Source organism: Pseudosporangium ferrugineum, from assembly GCF_003002065.1.
GTDB classification, from domain to species: domain Bacteria; phylum Actinomycetota; class Actinomycetes; order Mycobacteriales; family Micromonosporaceae; genus Actinoplanes; species Actinoplanes ferrugineus_A.
This window is the reverse complement of record NZ_PVZG01000002.1, coordinates 447,070-462,573: the sequence shown is the minus strand read 5'-3', so window position 1 is coordinate 462,573 and position 15,504 is coordinate 447,070. Positions and strand designations below refer to the sequence as shown.

The following is a 15,504-nucleotide window of genomic DNA, read 5'->3' as shown; positions in this document are numbered from 1 at the left end:
GTGGCGGTCCCGCTGCACCAGGTGAAGGCCGAGCTGTTCCGCACCCTCGGGCACCCCGTCCGGATCAGGGCCCTCGAGCTGCTGCTCGAAGGCCCTCGCCCGGTGCGCGACCTGCTGCGCGAGATCGACGTCGAGGCGTCCAACCTCTCCCAGCAGCTCGCCGTGCTGCGCCGGGCCGGGCTGGTCACCTCCGCACGCGACGGCGCCGCGGTGACGTACGCCCTCAGCACCCCCGACGTCGCGGAGCTGCTGGCCGCGGCCCGCCGGATCCTCGGCACGGTCCTCAGCGACCGCGACGGCCTGCTCGAGCAGCTCCGCGCCGACGGCCTCGAGCGATGAGCCCCACCCGGTTGCTCCCCCAGCCCTCGGACTGGGCGGCGGTGCGCCGCAACCCCCGCGCCGACCTGGTCGCGGGCCTCACGGTGGCGGTGGTCGCCCTGCCCCTGGCGCTCGCGTTCGGCGTGACGTCCGGCCTCGGCGCCCAGGCCGGCCTGATCACCGCGGTCGTGGCCGGCGCCGTCGCGGCCGTCTTCGGCGGCTCGAACCTCCAGGTGTCCGGCCCGACCGGCGCGATGACCGTGGTGCTGGTCCCGGTGGTGGCCCGGTTCGGCCCCGAGGGCGTGCTCCTGGTCGGCCTGCTCGCCGGCCTCATGCTCGTCGCCCTGGCCCTCGCCCGGCTGGGCCGCCTGGTGCAGTACCTGCCGACGCCCGTCATCGAGGGCTTCACCGCCGGCATCGCCGTGGTGATCGCCCTGCAACAGGTGCCGGCGGCGCTGGGCGTGGCGGCGGGCCACGGCGACAGGGTGTGGGCGGTCGCCGCCGACGCGGTGACCCGGTTCGCCGCCCAGCCGCATCCCGCCCCGGTCGCGGTGGCCCTCGGGGTGGCGGCGCTCATGCTGCTCGGCGCCCGCCGGTGGCCGGTCGTGCCGTTCTCGCTGCTCGCGGTCGCCGCGGCGACCGTACTGGCCGAGGTGACCGGCCTGGACCTGCCGCGCATCGGGACCCTGCCGGCCGGGCTGCCGTCGCCGTCGCTGGACTTCGTGGACCCCGGCGCGATCGCGGCGCTGCTGCCCTCCGCGCTGGCCGTCGCGGCGCTGGCCGCGCTGGAGAGCCTGCTGTCCGCGACGGTCGCGGACGGGATGAGCGTCAACGAGCGCCACGACCCCGACCGCGAACTGTTCGGGCAGGGGCTGGCGAACCTGGCCGTGCCCGTGTTCGGCGGCATCCCGGCGACCGCGGCGATCGCGCGCACGGCGGTGAACGTCCGGGCCGGTGCCGGGTCCAAGCTGGCCGCGCTGACCCACGCGGTGGCGCTGGCGGTGATCGTCCTGGCCGCGGCGCCGCTGGTCGGGCGGATCCCGCTGGCCGCCCTGGCCGGGGTGCTGCTGGCCACCACCGTACGGATGGTGGAGGTCGGCTCGTTGTGGGCGCTGGCCCGCTCGACCCGCGGCGACGCGCTGGTGCTGGCCCTCACGTTCGTGGTCACCGTCGCCCTCGACCTGGTCACCGCGGTCGCGGTGGGGATCGGCGTGGCGGTGCTGCTGGCCCTGCGGGCGGTGGCGCGGACGGCCCGGCTGGACCGGGTGCCGCTGGAGCCCGGCGACCACAGCGCGGAGGAGCACGCGCTGCTGGCCGAGCACATCGTGGCGTACCGGCTGGACGGCCCGCTGTTCTTCGCCGCCGCGCACACGTTCCTGCTGGAGCTGTCCGCCGTCGCCGACGTGCGGGTGGTGATCCTGCGCATGTCGCGCGTGTCCACGATGGACGCGACGGGGGCGCACGTGCTCGGCGACGCCGTCGAGCGGCTGCGCCGCCGCGGCATCCTGGTGCTGCTGTCCGGCATCCGGCCCGGGCACGACCAGGTGCTGAGCACCCTCGGGGTGGCCGACCGGCTGCGCCGCGAGGGTCACATCTTCCCGGACACCCCCGCCGCCATCGCGTACGCCCGCAGCCACGTCCTGCCCGCCCTCGGCGCGGAGCGGCCCTGAGCCTCAGCCACGCAGGGTGTGCGAGGGCGGTACGCCGTACTCGGCCCGGTACGCGGCGGCGAACCGGCCCAGGTGCACGAACCCGTTGCGGTACGCGATCTCGGTGACCGTGGCACCGGACGCGCCGGAGGCCCGCAGCTCCTCGTGCACCAGGCGCAGCCGCACCTTGCGCAGGTACGCCATCGGCGTCACCCCGACGTAGCGGCGGAACCCGTACTGCAGCGAGCGCTCGCCCACCCCGCCGATGTCCGCCAGGTCGGACAGGGTGAACGGGCGCGCCGGGTCGTCGCGCATGGCCTCGACCGCCCGGCGCACGGCCCGGGGCGCGGCCAGCACCGGCCGCCGGTCGTCCAGCCGGTCCCGGTACGGGTGGTCCGCGGCGAGCAGCAACCCGGTGAGCACGCTCTCCCGCAGGCTCCGGCCGAGCAGCGGGTGCCGGATCAGCCCGGCCTGCTGGCCCGCGTCGGTGGCGAGCAGCCGGATGAGCCGCGCCCACGTGCTTCCCGGCCCGGACCCGACGTCGAAGCCCGGCCCGAAGCGCAGCGGCCTCGGCACCGGCGCGTCGAGCATCCGGGACAGCTGATCCTCCAGCGCCACCCGATCGATCTTGACCGCGAGCAGCCGGCAGTCGGCGTTCCACCGCTCGAGCACCGTCGCGCCCTCGGGCTGGAAGACCGCCGCGCTGCCGCGGCCGGTCGTCCGGAGCCCGCCGTCGCCCTGCCGCCAGAGCAGCTCCCCGGACAGCGGCACGTCGACGTGGTACGCCCCCAGGTCCCCGAACGCGATCCGCACGTCCCGGCCGAAGCGCAGGTCGCCGATGACCACCGACTCGGCCGGCGTGACGTCGAACCTCGCCTCCCACCGGCCCGCGGGCGCCAGCGGGTCGATGTCGTTGGCGTAGAAGTGCCGACCCAGGATGGCCCCCGCCTGGTCCAGGTCAGATGTCGTCATCTTCAGCGCGCGCACAGCGCCCATTATCGCCCCGCCTCCGGACCATCCCGCTGTGCCACATTCGCCGTGAGCTTTGCGGACGGCTTGAGAGCGGTTTGAGGCGGCGTTGAGGTGGGCGGCCGAAACATCGGGCATGACTGTCGCTCACCTCATCGCCGTCCCTCCCTTCGTCGTCGCCGGCCCCGCCGCGCGCGCCCCCCGGCCGGCGGGCCCGGCCGCGGAGTTCACCGTCGTCATCCCGTTCCACAACCCGGGCGCGAAGTTGCGCAGCACGGTCGAGCACGTGGCCGAGACCCTGTTCGCGCAGAACATCTCCTTCGAGATGATCGCCGTGCGGGGCGGCTCCACCGACGGGTCCGAGCGCAGCCTGGCCGGGCTGCCCTGGATCCGGGTCATCGCCGACCCCGAGCTGCAGGACAAGGGCGCGGCCCTGCACCGCGGCCTCGCCGCCGCCGGTGGCACCTACGTCGGCGTGGTCGACGTCGACGCGGACGTCGAGGTGGACCCGTACGAGCTCATCGAGTGCCTGCACCGGGCGCGCGAACGCGATGCCGTGCTCGTCTGAGCCCTCCCCCGATGCACCGCAGACCCCGGTCGCGCCTGGCGTGCCGGGGTCAGGTCATGTCCGGGGCCCGGCGCACCGGCCGGCAGACTTGCCGATTCCTTGAAAGCCGAATGAGACTGCCTTGAGGGTCGGTACCGATCCGTACGGCATGACTCGCACCCCGGCCGGCCCGCCCGCCATGACGAACCTCCGGGAAGTAATCCACTCCCAGGCGATCCAGCCGACCTTCCAGCCCGTGGTGCGGCTCGAGGACGGCGTGGTGCAGGCGTACGAGGCGCTGGCCCGGTTCGACAAGGCGCACTTCCCGAACCCGGCGGACGCGTTCGCCGCGGCCACCGAGGCCGGCGTGGGGGTGGAGCTGGAGCTGGTCGCGCTGGAGCGGGCGTTCGCGTACCTGGACGAGATGCCGTCCGGGGCGTGGCTGAGCGCGAACCTGTCGGTGGAGGCGCTGCTCACCCCGGAGGTCTGCGCCACGCTGCTGGCCCACGCGTCCCGGGGCATCGCCGTCGAGCTGACCGAGCACACCCAGGTGCACGACTATCCCGCGCTGGTCCGGGTCACCGAGCGGCTGCGCGCCGCGGGCGTGCTGATCGCCGTGGACGACGCCGGTGCCGGGTTCGCCAGCCTGAGCCACATCCTCCAGCTGCGCCCGGACATCATCAAGCTGGACATCACCCTGACCCGGGGCATCGACCAGGATCCGGTACGGATGGCGCTGGCCCGCTCGCTGGTCGGCTTCGCCGAGGACATCGGCGCGATGCTGATCGCCGAGGGCATCGAGACGGTCTCCGAGCACCGCAAACTCCGGTCCCTCGGGGTGAAGCTCGGCCAGGGCTTCTTCATGGCGCGCCCCGGCCCGCTGCCGGACCGGGCCGACGCCGGGCTGCTGCGCGACGTGTGACGGCCGTTCGGAACCTTTGATTCGCCCGTGATCGACCGATAGGACCGTCAAGCCGCGCCGCACCCCCGCGCGGCCGTCCGCCGTCCCGCAGGAAACTGGAGGTCCCGTGGCCAGGCCGCGCGCGCTCGTCGTCGAGGACTCACCCGAGTTCATGCTGCTCTGCCAACACCTGCTGGAGAAGGAGGGCTTCGACGTCGTCGTCGCCACCGACGGCCGCGGCGCGGTCGAGCAGGCCCAGAAGGAGCGCCCGGACCTCGCCATCCTCGATCTCGGGCTGCCCGACGTCGACGGGATCGAGGTGTGCCGGCAGATCCGCCAGTTCACCGACGCGTACATCGTCATGGTCACCGGCCGCACCGACGAGCTCGACAAGATCGTGGGCCTGTCCGTCGGCGCCGACGACTACGTCACCAAGCCGTTCTCCCCGCGCGAGCTCGCCGCCCGGATCCAGGCCATGCGGCGCCGGCCGCGCAGCTCCGCCGCCGGGCAGGGCACCACGATCCGCGAGTACGGCGGGCTGCGCATCGACCCCGACGTGCGCGAGGTGACCCTGGACGGCCAGGTGCTGGAGCTGACGAAGATCGAGTTCGGCATCCTGGACCTGCTCTCCTCCGCGCCGCGCCGCACGTTCACCCGCGGCCAGCTCCTCGAGGACGTCTGGGGCGACAACTGGTACGGCGACGACCACATCATCGACGTGCACGTCGGCAACCTGCGCAAGAAGCTGGGCGAGTCCGCCTCGTCCCCACGGCACATCCGTACGCTGCGCGGCGTCGGCTACCGCTTCGAGCCCTGACCCGCCCCGGGCGGCGCCCGCGTGGGGCACGACACTGATCAGCGGGACGACGCACGCCGGAAATACCGGCTTACCACAATGTGAGACATGAAGAGGTCGTCGCAGCTAGCCGTTACCGTCGCGATCACCCGGCGGGTCGCTCCGTCGCGGGACGCGGAGATGGCCGCGTGGGTCCGGGCCGGGGTCTCGCTGGCCGAGACCTTCCCGGGATTCCTCGGCGCCGGTTGGGTACGGCCGCAACCACGCTCGCCGGAGTGGCACATGCTCTACCGCTTCGCGGACGCCGGCGCGCTGGGCAGCTGGGAGCAGTCGCCGCAGCGGCAGTGGTGGCTCTCCTCGGCCGAGGGTTTCGTCGAACACACCCGGACGGAGAAGCGCACCGGAATCGAGGGCTGGTTCGACCCGCCGCGGGAGTCGCAGGTCGATCAGCCGGCGCCCGCCGCTCCGGCCCGGTGGAAGCAGGCGACCACCATCTGGCTGGGCTTCTTCCCGGTCAGCCTGCTCTCCGCCTGGCTGCTGGCACCTCACCTGGCCACCCTTGACGTGGTGCTGCGCACCCTGATCAGCACGCTGGTGCTGACCCCGATCATGACCTATCTCGTGCTCCCGTGGATCACCCGGATCCTGCAGCCCTGGTTGCGCCGCGGACGGTGAGTTCGCCTGCCCGATGCGAGCTCCTGGTCAGGCCCGGTGCCGCGCGGGGTGGCGGTAGCGCAGGGTGGCCCGGGAGAGGGCGGCGCCCCCGCGGCGGCGGGTCCAGATCGCGGCCGCGGCGAGCACCGCGGCGGCGCCCGCCCACGGGGCCACGTCGGGCAGGCCGCGGCCGGCCTCGGGCGGCGGCACCGAACCGACCAGGGTGCGCAGCGCGCCGGCCGGGGTCTGGCCGACCGCGAGGACGCTCGTGCCGGGCGAGAGCCGCCCGGCCGCACCGGGGTCGGTGACCGGCAGCACGGTGGTGTCCGGGGTCGCCGCCGGCGTCGCGGCCGCCGCGGCGCTCACCACGATCACCCGCAGGGCACCGGCCGCGTCGGCGACCACCGGGCGCTCGGCGGCGGCGCCCACCCGCAGCTTCACCGGGGATCCGCTCTTGAAGCCGACTGCGTAGACGGCCAGCCCTTCGGCGGTGGTGCCGGCGGGCAGCCGCCACTGGACGGTCAGGGAGTCCGCGGTGCCGCCGTAGCCGGGGCCGTCGGCGAGCGCCACGCCCGGGGCCAGCACGGACCCCAGCACCGAGGCGGCGAGCACCAGGGCGGAGCGGCGGAGGCGGGAGGGGGTCATATCCGCATGATGCCACTCAAAAGTTGCAGGCCAAGCTTGCCGTTGCCTTGAAGACGGCCAGAGGTTGCGTTGAGGTTGCGGTCCGAACACCAGGGGCATGACCGCGACGCTGCTCCCCACCACCGCCACCGCCTCCGCCTCGGCCCGCCCGGCGCAGCTGTTCAACGCCGCGCGGCTGTGGGCGCCGGCCGACCCGGCCGTGGAGCTGACCGTGGTGGTGCCGTTCTACAACCCGGGGGCCGCGCTGCGCCGCACGGTGCTGAGCCTGGTCGAGTGCCTGGCCGCCGAGCAGGTCGCGTACGAGGTCATCGCGGTCTCGGACGGGTCGACCGACGACTCGGAGCGCACCCTCGCCGGCATCCCCGGCGTCCGTGTCATCACCAGCCCGGTCAACCAGGGCAAGGGCGGCGCGCTGCACCTGGGCTTCGCCGCCGCCCGCGGCTCCTGGATCGGCTTCGTCGACGCCGACGGCGACATCGACCCGCGGCACCTGATCGACTACCTGCGCATGGCCCGCGAGGGCGGCCACGCCGGCGTGTACGCCGACAAGCGCCACGCCCGCTCCGCCAGCGCCTCCTCGCCGTTCCGCAAGCTCGTCTCGATCTTCTACTCGACGCTGGTCACGCTGCTGTTCCTGCTGGGCATGCGGGACACCCAGACCGGCTGCAAGGTGCTGCGCCGCGACGTGCTCGCCGACCTGCTGCCCCGGCTGCGCGAGCGCCGCTTCGCCTTCGACCTCGAGTTCTTCGTCGCCGCCAAGGCCGCGGGCATCCGCAACTTCCTCGGCGCGCCGGTCCACCTCGAGGAGCGCGTCGCCGGTTCGACGGTCGGCGCCACGGCGATCCTGCGGACCATCCGCGACACCCTGGTCATCTTCGGCCGGCTGCACCTGACCCGTCAGTACCGCCCGGTGCCGGCCCCGGCCGCCGCTCCCGCCGCCGCGCCGTGGCAGCACGCCGAGGCCGCCTAACCCGAGGTTCGTGCGGCGGGCCCGGCGCGGCCCACCAGCGGGACAGGTCCCGGCGGTGCTCGACCAGGCCCGCCACCAGCAGGACCACCAGCGACACCAGGGACGCGAGCAGCCCCAGCCGCAGCGCCCGCCACGGCTCGTACCGCACCGTCACCGCCCCCGGGCCGGCCTCGACCGCCACGGTCCCGGCCACCGTCCGCCGGGTGGGCAGCTCCCCCGCCCTCCACCCGGGTGACCACTCCTCGGGGATCACCACCCAGCCCGGCGTACCGGGCGCGACCTGCCAGCTCGTGGAGCTCCGGCGGTGCGCACCGCCCGACGCGGCCGACGGCGGCCGCCCGGTGGCGGGACCGTCCTCCAGCATCGCCTCGCTGCCCAGCGCCCCGCGCGCGGCCAGCGCCACCGCGTCGTCGTAGCCGCCGGCCCGCGAGGCGACCACCCGGCCGGTGCCCGACGCCTCGACCCGGTAGACGTCCAGCTGACGGGTCCGCAGCACGCGCCGCAGGTCCTTCTGGGCGGCGAGCCAGTCGTACTCCTCCGCCTCGCGGTCCCGGGCGAGCACGACGTACCGGACCCCGAGCGGCGCGATCAGGCGGCCGAAGCCGCCGGCGCCGCCCGCGGCCACGAGGCGCTGGACGTACGCCGTGCGCCGCGACACCGAGTTGGTGCGCACCGGCCCGAGCTCGACGGCGTCGCTGGCCAGCACGGGCCGGCGGAAGAAGGCTCCGGCGGGGGTGGCCACGGTCCGCGACCCGGTGAACCCGAACGGCTGGTACTCGTGCCAGGGCAGGAAGAGCACCGCCTCGGAGCCGGCGCCCATGATGTCGTCGGCGGCGTACCACGACTCGGGGTACTGGCTCACCTTCACGCTGCCGCCGAGGCCCCAGGCCAGGGACGGGGCGAGGACGGCGTACACGCCCGCGACCGCGACCAGGGCGCCGGCGGCGGTGAGGCGGATCCCGGCGGGGCGCGCGGCGCGGCAGGCGGCGGCGAGCAGCTCGACGGTCACGCCGATGCCCACCGCGTACGCGAGCATGGTCAGCGCGACCCACTTCTGCTGCTCGCGCATCGCGACGAAGAGCGGAACCACGTCGAAGGCCGCCCGGTACGCCCCCGCCAGCGGCCCGTGGATCCCGGCGCCGAGCAGCAGTCCCGCCACGGCGAGCACGGCCAGCGGCAGCCCGGTGACGGGCTCCCGGCGGCACAGGCGGGCCAGCCCGGCGAGCGCCGCCGCCAGCATCACGGCGGCCGGGACGAGGCCGAGCCCGACCTGGGGGCTGCTGTCCGCGCCGCCGCGCCAGAAGCCGCGCAGCGAGACCAGGGTGGCGAACATCCCGCCGGGGCCGGCGTGCGGGGCGTACACCTCGAGGTCGCTGCCGCCGACGCGGACGGTGAGGATCGCGCTCAGCACGACCGCGAGCGCGTACGCGTAGATGCAGCCGGCGGCGGCGATCACCACCGCGGTCCGGCCCAGGTCCTTGAGCCGCGGGCGCGGCAGCAGCGCGACCGCCAGCAGCCCGGCGCCGCCCAGCCAGGCCGCGTGCGGGCCGACGGCCATCGCCATGGCGTACCAGCCGGCCGGGCGCGCGGCGAACCACCGGTCGCGGCGGCGGGCCCGCACGGCGGAGGCGAGCAGCCAGCTCAGCAGCGCCACGGAGAGCAGGAAGGCGACGTGTCCCGCCTGGATGCGTTCCACCACGAAGGGGTTGCAGCAGGCGAACAGGGCCGCGCTGTGCCGGCGCCACCGCCCGCCGCCGGCCAGCGCGGACACCCCGGACGCCGCGACCGGGAAGTAGCAGAGGATGACCAGCCAGCTGGTGGCGCCCGCCCCCACGACCCGGCGCACCGCGTGGGTGACCAGCCGGTACGGCAACGCGTCCAGCGCCGCAGGGTCGAGCCCGTAGAGGCCCGGGGTGATCGCCTGGTGCGGGCCGGCCACCCAGTCGAGCAGCAGCAGGTAGCCCTCCCGCGTCCAGGGCGCCACCACGATCACCCCGGCCACCAGCCCGAGCAGCCCCGACTCGAAGGTCAGCCGGGCCGTACGCGGGTCGACGCCGGGCAGCCGCCGGTGCCGCGGCACCCGCCGCACGGGATCGTCGCGGTGCCGGGCGCCCGGCCGGGGGCGGGCGGCGAGGGTCACCGCGGGCGGCGCCGCGGGCGGTGCGCGGCTTGCACGACCGCCGCCACGAGCGGCGCGAGCGGGTCCGCCGTCGCGCCCGAGGTGTCCACGACGAGCTCGGCGTGCCGGGCCGGGTGCTCGGCCAGCAGCTCGCGGAACCGCTGCTGCTGGGCGGCCTGCTCGGCGAGGCCGCGCTCCGGCTTGCGGTCGTGGATCAGCTCCGCCGGGGCGTCGGGCAGCACCAGGACGTCCGGGGCGGGCACCAGCAGCTCGGCCACCCGGGCGGCACGCGAACCGGGCCACGGGGACTCGCGCAGGTCGTACACCCAGCGGTCGGCGATGACCACCCGGCGGCGGGCCACGGCCGGGGCGACCACGCGCAGGTAGCGCCACACGTACTCGCCCGCGTAGAACCAGGCGGCGACCCGGCGCAGCGGGGCGTGGTCCAGGGGCGCGGGCGTCGCGGCCGGGACGGGTGAGCCCGGCGGGGCGGGAAGCGCGGGCCGGGCCGGCTCGGTGGAGCCGACCCCGAGCAGGCGGCGGGCCAGCGCCACGCCGGGCAGGTTGCCGCGGGCCATGCCGAAGTAGGCGGAGCTGGTCGGCAGGCCGTACCGGTGCAGGCGGTCGTGGAGGCCGCCGGCGACCGTGGACTTGCCCGAGCCGTCCGTGCCGACCAGGGCCACCACCACGCCCCGGACACGCAGCCCCAGCGGCCCCGCCGACCGGCCGGCCGGCAGCACCGCGCGGCGCTGGGCCCAGGTGGCCGGCAACGCCGCGGGGGTCAGGCTGCGGGCGGCCAGCCGTACGCGCGCCCGCAGCGGCAACCGCGCGCCGGGCGCCGCCCCGCCCGCGACCGCGATCAGGTCGGCCGCGACCCCCGCCCCCAGCTGGGCCGTGAGCCGGCGGGCCAGGTCCTGCCGGTGCCCCGGTTCCGCGGCCGCCCACGCGGCGCGGGCCTCGGCGAGGCGGTCCGGCCCGGGCAGCCGACCGCGCAGCACCGGGCGTACGAGCAGGTCGGCGACCGCCGCCGCGCCGGTCAGGCGGTGGGTCAGCGGGTCGGTCGTGGCCCGGCCGGCGGGCACCAGCAGCACCGGGCCGACGCACAGGTCGCCCCGGGTCACGTCGACGACGGCCGGGCCGGTGGCGGTCTCCACCGCGAGGCTCACGTGACGCAGCCGGCGCGGGTCGTGCGCCTCGGCCACCCGGGCGGCGGCGTACGCACGGGCCAGCACGCCGACCGGGTCGCCGGGGGACGGCGGGGCGGCGTACCAGACGTCCAGGTCCTTGGGGCCGGTCGCGGCGAGCCAGCGCTCGGGTGCCCCGGCCTCGCCCTGCCAGGCCCAGCGCTCCCCGGTCGCGTCGAGGGCGGCGACCACGGCGGCCAGCAGCTCGGCCCGCGCCGGCGCCGCCGGGGCGCGACGAGGCACCGGCGAGGTACCCGCCGGGACGTCACGAGGGGGCCGATAATCGGTCATTTCACCCCGATTATGGCCCTCGGGGCACGAGCCGGTCCCGGGTTTCGTGACGGAGCAGGCCGAAAAATCGGACAGGTCGGCGGCCGAGCCGTCGATAGAGACGGTGTGACCGACCTTGCCCGCCGCTTCGCGCGCCTCGCCGCCCGGGGTGCCGCGCCGATCGCCGTGGCCGTGGCCGTGCAGAGCGCGGGCAACCTGGCCTTCCACTCGGTCGTCGGGCGGATGCTCGACCCCGGATCGTACGGGGCCCTGGGTGCGGTGCTCAGCGCGATGGTCATGCTCGGGGTGCCGCTGGGCGCGTTGCAGACCGCCGCGTCCGCCCTGGTGGCCGAGCACGGGCTGACCCGCGACACGGCCCGCCGTACGCTGCGCTCGGTCGCCCTCTGGTCCACGCCCCCGGCCCTGCTCGTGCTGCTCGGCGCGCCGCTGCTGCGCGACTACTTCCACCTGGCGTCCCTGGCCGAGGCCGCGCAGCTGGCGCCGTACCTGCTGGTCGCCGCCGTGGTGGCCGCCGCGCGCGGGCTGCTGCTCGGCGACCGGCAGGTGGGCACCGTCGCCATGACCTACCTGGTCGGTACGGTCGCCCGGCTGGCGCTGGGGCTCGCGCTGGTCGTGCCGTTCGGCGTCTCCGGCGCGCTGGCCGGCACCGTCGCCGCGGAGGTGGCCGCGCTGCTCGTCGCCGCCGGCCGGCTGCGCGGGCCGGCCGGCCGGTACGGCACCACGGGCCTGCGGCTGGGCGCGGTCGCGCACGCCGGGTTCGCGGTGACCGGCCTGTTCCTGTTCTCCACCGCCGACCTGCTGCTCGCCCGGCACCACCTGGGCGACGCCGCGTCCGGGTCCTACGTCGCGGCGGCCACCGTGGCCAAGACCGTCCTCGCCCTGCCCGCCGGGATCATGGCGGCCGTCTTCCCCCGCCTGCTCGCCGCCTGGCCCACCGCCGGCCGCGGCCGGGCCCTGCTCGGCGGCGGCGCCGCGGTGACCGGCCCGGCCCTGCTCGGCGGGCTGGTCGTCGTCGCGGTGCCGGGCCTGGTGCTCACCGTGCTCTACGGCGACGGGTACGCCGACGCGGCCGGCCTGGTCCGGGCGCTGGCGGGCGTGGCGGCGCTGACCTCGTTCGTCACCGTGCTGACCCACGCGGCGCTGGCCCGGCGCTCCCGCCTGATCGCCGTCCCGTGGTGCGGCGCGGTGCTCGAGGTGGCGCTCATCGAGACCTGGCACGGCTCGGCGACCCAGATCGCGGCCTGCTCGGCCGCCGCCCTGGCCCCGACGCTGCTGGTCATGGCGTTGCTCGAGGGTCGCCGGTGGGCCCGCGCCCCGCGGCCGAACGCTCAAGTGACCGGCGGCGGTGCCGATCCTTCCCGTACCGCCGCGACCGCGGCCTGACCCGCGGAGGTCCCCGTGCGCATCCTCGTGCTCAACTGGCGCGACCTGTCCCATCCGGCCGCCGGCGGCGCGGAGGTCTACACCGAGCAGGTGCTGCGCCGGTGGGCCCGGGCCGGGCACGAGGTGACGCTGTTCGCCTCCTCGGTCGACGGCAAGCCCGCCGCCGAGATCGTCGACGGCTACCGCGTCGTCCGCGCCGGTAACCGCTTCACCGTCTACCGCGAGGCCCGCCGCTGGTGGGACCGCTACGGCCGGGGCCGCTTCGACGTGGTGGTGGACGAGACCAACACCGTGCCCTTCCTGGCGCACGAGTGGGTCGACGACGGCGCCCGCACGATCGCGCTGGTGCACCAGACGTGCGAGGAGATCTGGCACCACAACGCCCCGCCGCTGGCCGCCCACCTCGGGCGGTACCGGCTGGAGCCGGAGTGGCTGCGCCGGCTGGGCGGCGCGCCGATCCTGGCCGTCTCCGACTCCACCCGCGACGCGCTGGCCCGCTTCGGCGCCCGCGACGTGACCGTGGTGCCGGAGGGTTACGAGCCCCCCGCCGACCTGCCCGCCGTCGCCAAGGAGGACCGGCCCACCGCCGTGTTCTGCGGCCGGATGGTCAGCTACAAGCGCCCGTGGGACGTCCTGCGGGCGGTGGAGCTGGCCCGGCGCGAGATCCCCGGCCTGCGGCTCTGGATGATCGGCGGCGGCCCGCTGCTGGACAAGCTGCGCGCCGCGGCGCCGCCCGGCGTCGAGTTCCTCGGCCGGGTGAGCGAGCGGGTCAAGCACGACCGGATGGCGCGGGCCCACGTGCACCTGTCGACCAGCGTCCGCGAGGGCTGGGGGCTGGTGGTCACCGAGGCCGCCGCGCTGGGCACGCCGACGATCGCGTACGACGTACCGGGGCTGCGCGACTCCACCCGGGCGGCCGGCGGGGTCGTGGTGCCGCCCGAGCCGCAGGCGCTGGCCCGCTGGCTGTGCGAGCTGCTGCCCGCCCGCATGGCCGAGCCCTTCGCCCCGGTGCCGTACGGCGGCGCCCACGGCTGGGACGACGTCGCCGCCACCCTGCTGACCGCCGTGGAACTGCACGCCCGAACCCCCGACAGGAGAAGTCATGAGGATCAGCTTCGTGGTGCCGACGTACCACTCGGCCCGGACGCTGGACGCGTGCCTGGCGTCGCTGCGTAACCAGAACCACCCCGACGTCGAGGTGGTCGTGGTCGACAACGGGTCCGCGGACGCCACCACGGAGATCGCCCGCCGGCACGCCGACCAGGTGCTCCAGTGGGGCCCCGAGCGCAGCGCCCAGCGCAACCACGGCACCGCGCGCAGCAGCGGCGACGTGGTGGTCTTCATCGACTCCGACATGGTGCTGGAGCCGCACATCGCGGCCCAGATCGAGGCCGAGTTCACCGCCCACCCGGGCGTCGGCGCGCTCGTCATCCCCGAGCGCTCGTTCGGCGACGGCTTCCTGGCCCGCTGCCGGCAGCTCGAGAAGCACCTGTACGTCGGCGACCCGGCGGTCGAGTCGCCCCGGGCCTTCCGGCGCGCGGTGATCGAGGAGCTGGGCGGCTGGGACGAGCAGTTGACCGCGGCGGAGGACTGGGACCTGGCCGACCGCACCCGCCGGATCACCGCCGTCGGCCGGGTCACGGCGTGGATCTGGCACGACGAGGGCCGGATCCGGCTGCGGGCCACCTTCGCGAAGAAGCGCTACTACGGCCGCTGGATCGACCAGTATGTACGCATGCATGCTGATTCCAGCGGGAGCAAGTTCGCGCGTACCGCCCTGCTGCGCAAGCCCGGGAGCCTTCTGCGCCACCCGGTGCTCACCGCCGGGCTCGCCACGCTCAAGGCCACCGAGGCGGCGGGGCTGGTGCTCGGCATCCGCGACAGCCGCGCGGCGTCCTCCCCGGGCGGCGCCCGGTGACCGAGCCCCGGGTCGCCCACCTCATCGCCGAGTTCTCCGCGCACGAGGCGATGGGGCGTACGGTCACCGAGACCGCGCGCCGGGTGCCGGGCGAGCACCACCTGGTGACCACCCGCGCCCACGACGGCCGGGACGCCTTCGCCGGGGTGCACGAGCTGGGCGGCGGCGTGGCGACGTTCCCGCTGCGGCGCACGGCGGCGCTGGCCGGGGTGCTGGCCCGGATCCGGCCCGACGTGGTGCACCTGCACGCGGGGGCGCTCGGGCCGGTGCAGGCGGCGATGCCGGTGCTGCGGCCGTACCCGGTGGTGCTCACCGCGTACGCCTGGCCGACCGTGCCCGGACCGGCGGCCTGGCGCCGGGCGACGGTGGCCGAGATGCGGGCCTCGAACGTCCTGCAGCCGCGGGTGGCGCTGACCACGCTGCTGCCGCCGGCGCTGGCCGCGGCAGCGCTGCGCCGCGCCGGCGTGACCACCGTCCTGACGCCCGACCCGAGGGTCGCCGGCCGGCTGGGCGGCCGGCCCGGCCTGACCGTGACCCGCCTGCCCTCGGGCGCGCCCGCCGACGACCGCCGGGCCCGCTTCACCGCCGACCGCCCCACGATCGTGTTCGCCGGGCGCGCCGAGAGCGTGCGCGGCCTGGACACCCTGCTCGCCGCGTTCCCCGCGGTGCGCGCCCGGGTTCCCGGCGCCCGGCTGCGGCTGCTGCTCATCCCCCGCCCGGAGCTGCCGGCCATCCTGGCCCGCGCGGGCTCCGCCGAGGGCGTCGAGGTGGTCACCGAGACCGTGCCCGACCTGCTGGCCGAGCTCGCCGCCGCGCAGGTCGGCACCTGGCCGTTCAAGTTCGACTACACCACCTCGCCGCCGGCGATGGCGGTCGCCGAGGCGATGAGCGTCGGGCTCCCGGTGGTGGCGACGGACGTGGCCTGCGTACGCGCGGTGCTCGAACCGGGCGTCAACGGCGTGGCGGTGCCCCCGGCGAACCCGGCGGCGCTGGCCGCGGCCCTCGCCGAACTGCTCACCGACGAGCTCGCGTGGCGCCGGTACGCCCAGGCCGGCGTCCGCTCGGTGCGCGACCGCCTCGGCTGGGACCGCGCCGCGGCGGTGACCGCGCGGGCCTACGGGACCACCGCCGCCCTGCCGGTCGGATAGCCGCGCGGCACT

At 76.1% G+C, this 15,504-nt stretch carries 15 protein-coding genes; 11 read left to right on the top strand and 4 right to left on the bottom strand.

What is annotated here, in order from left to right; all coding sequences use genetic code 11:
* Window positions 1-339: an ArsR/SmtB family transcription factor gene (locus tag CLV70_RS06250; RefSeq protein WP_106125382.1), complete on the top strand. Its 339-nt coding sequence runs from the start codon at window positions 1-3 to the stop codon at window positions 337-339.
* Entirely contained in the window at window positions 336-1,988 is a 1,653-nt protein-coding gene (locus tag CLV70_RS06245) for a SulP family inorganic anion transporter (protein WP_106125381.1), read from the top strand. The genes CLV70_RS06250 and CLV70_RS06245 overlap by 4 nt, the downstream gene beginning before the upstream one ends.
* 3 nt (window positions 1,989-1,991) lie before the next feature.
* Here CLV70_RS06245 and CLV70_RS06240 read toward each other — a convergent pair whose 3' ends face one another.
* Window positions 1,992-2,939: an AraC family transcriptional regulator gene (locus CLV70_RS06240; protein ID WP_245908060.1), complete on the bottom strand. Its 948-nt coding sequence runs from the start codon at window positions 2,937-2,939 to the stop codon at window positions 1,992-1,994.
* Window positions 2,940-3,072: 133 nt separating this feature from the next.
* Between CLV70_RS06240 and CLV70_RS06235 the strand changes: the two genes are divergently transcribed.
* The 4 genes from CLV70_RS06235 to CLV70_RS06220 all read left to right on the top strand — a co-directional run bounded on the left by CLV70_RS06235 (window position 3,073) and on the right by CLV70_RS06220 (window position 5,855).
* Window positions 3,073-3,504: a glycosyltransferase gene (locus tag CLV70_RS06235; protein ID WP_106125380.1), complete on the top strand. Its 432-nt coding sequence runs from the start codon at window positions 3,073-3,075 to the stop codon at window positions 3,502-3,504.
* A gap of 121 nt (window positions 3,505-3,625) precedes the next feature.
* Entirely contained in the window at window positions 3,626-4,405 is a 780-nt protein-coding gene (locus CLV70_RS06230; RefSeq protein WP_245908059.1) for an EAL domain-containing protein, read from the top strand.
* A gap of 106 nt (window positions 4,406-4,511) precedes the next feature.
* On the top strand, window positions 4,512-5,201 hold the full coding sequence (locus CLV70_RS06225) for a response regulator transcription factor (RefSeq protein WP_106125379.1): 690 nt from the start codon (window positions 4,512-4,514) through the stop codon (window positions 5,199-5,201).
* 87 nt (window positions 5,202-5,288) lie between these two features.
* On the top strand, window positions 5,289-5,855 hold the full coding sequence (locus tag CLV70_RS06220; protein ID WP_106125378.1) for an antibiotic biosynthesis monooxygenase: 567 nt from the start codon (window positions 5,289-5,291) through the stop codon (window positions 5,853-5,855).
* A gap of 27 nt (window positions 5,856-5,882) precedes the next feature.
* On the opposite strand, the gene CLV70_RS06215 is transcribed toward CLV70_RS06220, so the two are convergent.
* Complete coding sequence (locus tag CLV70_RS06215; RefSeq protein WP_146163974.1) at window positions 5,883-6,479, bottom strand: hypothetical protein; 597 nt, start codon at window positions 6,477-6,479, stop codon at window positions 5,883-5,885.
* A 97-nt stretch (window positions 6,480-6,576) separates the two neighbouring features.
* Here CLV70_RS06215 and CLV70_RS06210 point away from each other — a divergent pair, with 97 nt between their 5' ends.
* Window positions 6,577-7,449, top strand: coding sequence for a glycosyltransferase family 2 protein (locus CLV70_RS06210; protein ID WP_106125376.1), 873 nt, complete (start codon window positions 6,577-6,579; stop codon window positions 7,447-7,449).
* Here the strand turns inward: CLV70_RS06210 and CLV70_RS06205 are convergent.
* Both CLV70_RS06205 and CLV70_RS06200 read right to left on the bottom strand, forming a co-directional pair.
* Window positions 7,349-9,589, bottom strand: coding sequence for a hypothetical protein (locus CLV70_RS06205; RefSeq protein ID WP_211303653.1), 2,241 nt, complete (start codon window positions 9,587-9,589; stop codon window positions 7,349-7,351). The two genes, CLV70_RS06210 and CLV70_RS06205, sit on opposite strands and share 101 nt — an antisense overlap.
* Window positions 9,586-11,043, bottom strand: a complete 1,458-nt coding sequence (locus CLV70_RS06200) for a thymidylate kinase (protein ID WP_245908058.1) — start codon at window positions 11,041-11,043, stop codon at window positions 9,586-9,588. Before CLV70_RS06200 ends, CLV70_RS06205 begins: the two co-directional genes overlap by 4 nt.
* A gap of 105 nt (window positions 11,044-11,148) precedes the next feature.
* Here CLV70_RS06200 and CLV70_RS06195 point away from each other — a divergent pair, with 105 nt between their 5' ends.
* From CLV70_RS06195 to CLV70_RS06180, 4 genes are read left to right on the top strand one after another with little or no spacing between them, the layout of a single operon-like run.
* Window positions 11,149-12,426 (top strand): polysaccharide biosynthesis protein, encoded by a 1,278-nt coding sequence (locus CLV70_RS06195; protein ID WP_211303652.1) that lies wholly within the window; start codon window positions 11,149-11,151, stop codon window positions 12,424-12,426.
* 15 nt (window positions 12,427-12,441) lie between these two features.
* Complete coding sequence (locus CLV70_RS06190; protein WP_106125374.1) at window positions 12,442-13,602, top strand: glycosyltransferase family 4 protein; 1,161 nt, start codon at window positions 12,442-12,444, stop codon at window positions 13,600-13,602.
* The gene (locus CLV70_RS06185) at window positions 13,529-14,344 is read left to right on the top strand and encodes a glycosyltransferase family 2 protein (RefSeq protein ID WP_106125373.1); all 816 of its coding nucleotides are present in this window, start codon (window positions 13,529-13,531) and stop codon (window positions 14,342-14,344) included. Before CLV70_RS06190 ends, CLV70_RS06185 begins: the two co-directional genes overlap by 74 nt.
* A complete protein-coding gene (locus tag CLV70_RS06180) occupies window positions 14,341-15,492 on the top strand; it encodes a glycosyltransferase family 4 protein (RefSeq protein WP_245908057.1) in 1,152 nt (383 codons plus the stop codon). Before CLV70_RS06185 ends, CLV70_RS06180 begins: the two co-directional genes overlap by 4 nt.
* Window positions 15,493-15,504: the final 12 nt, after the last annotated feature.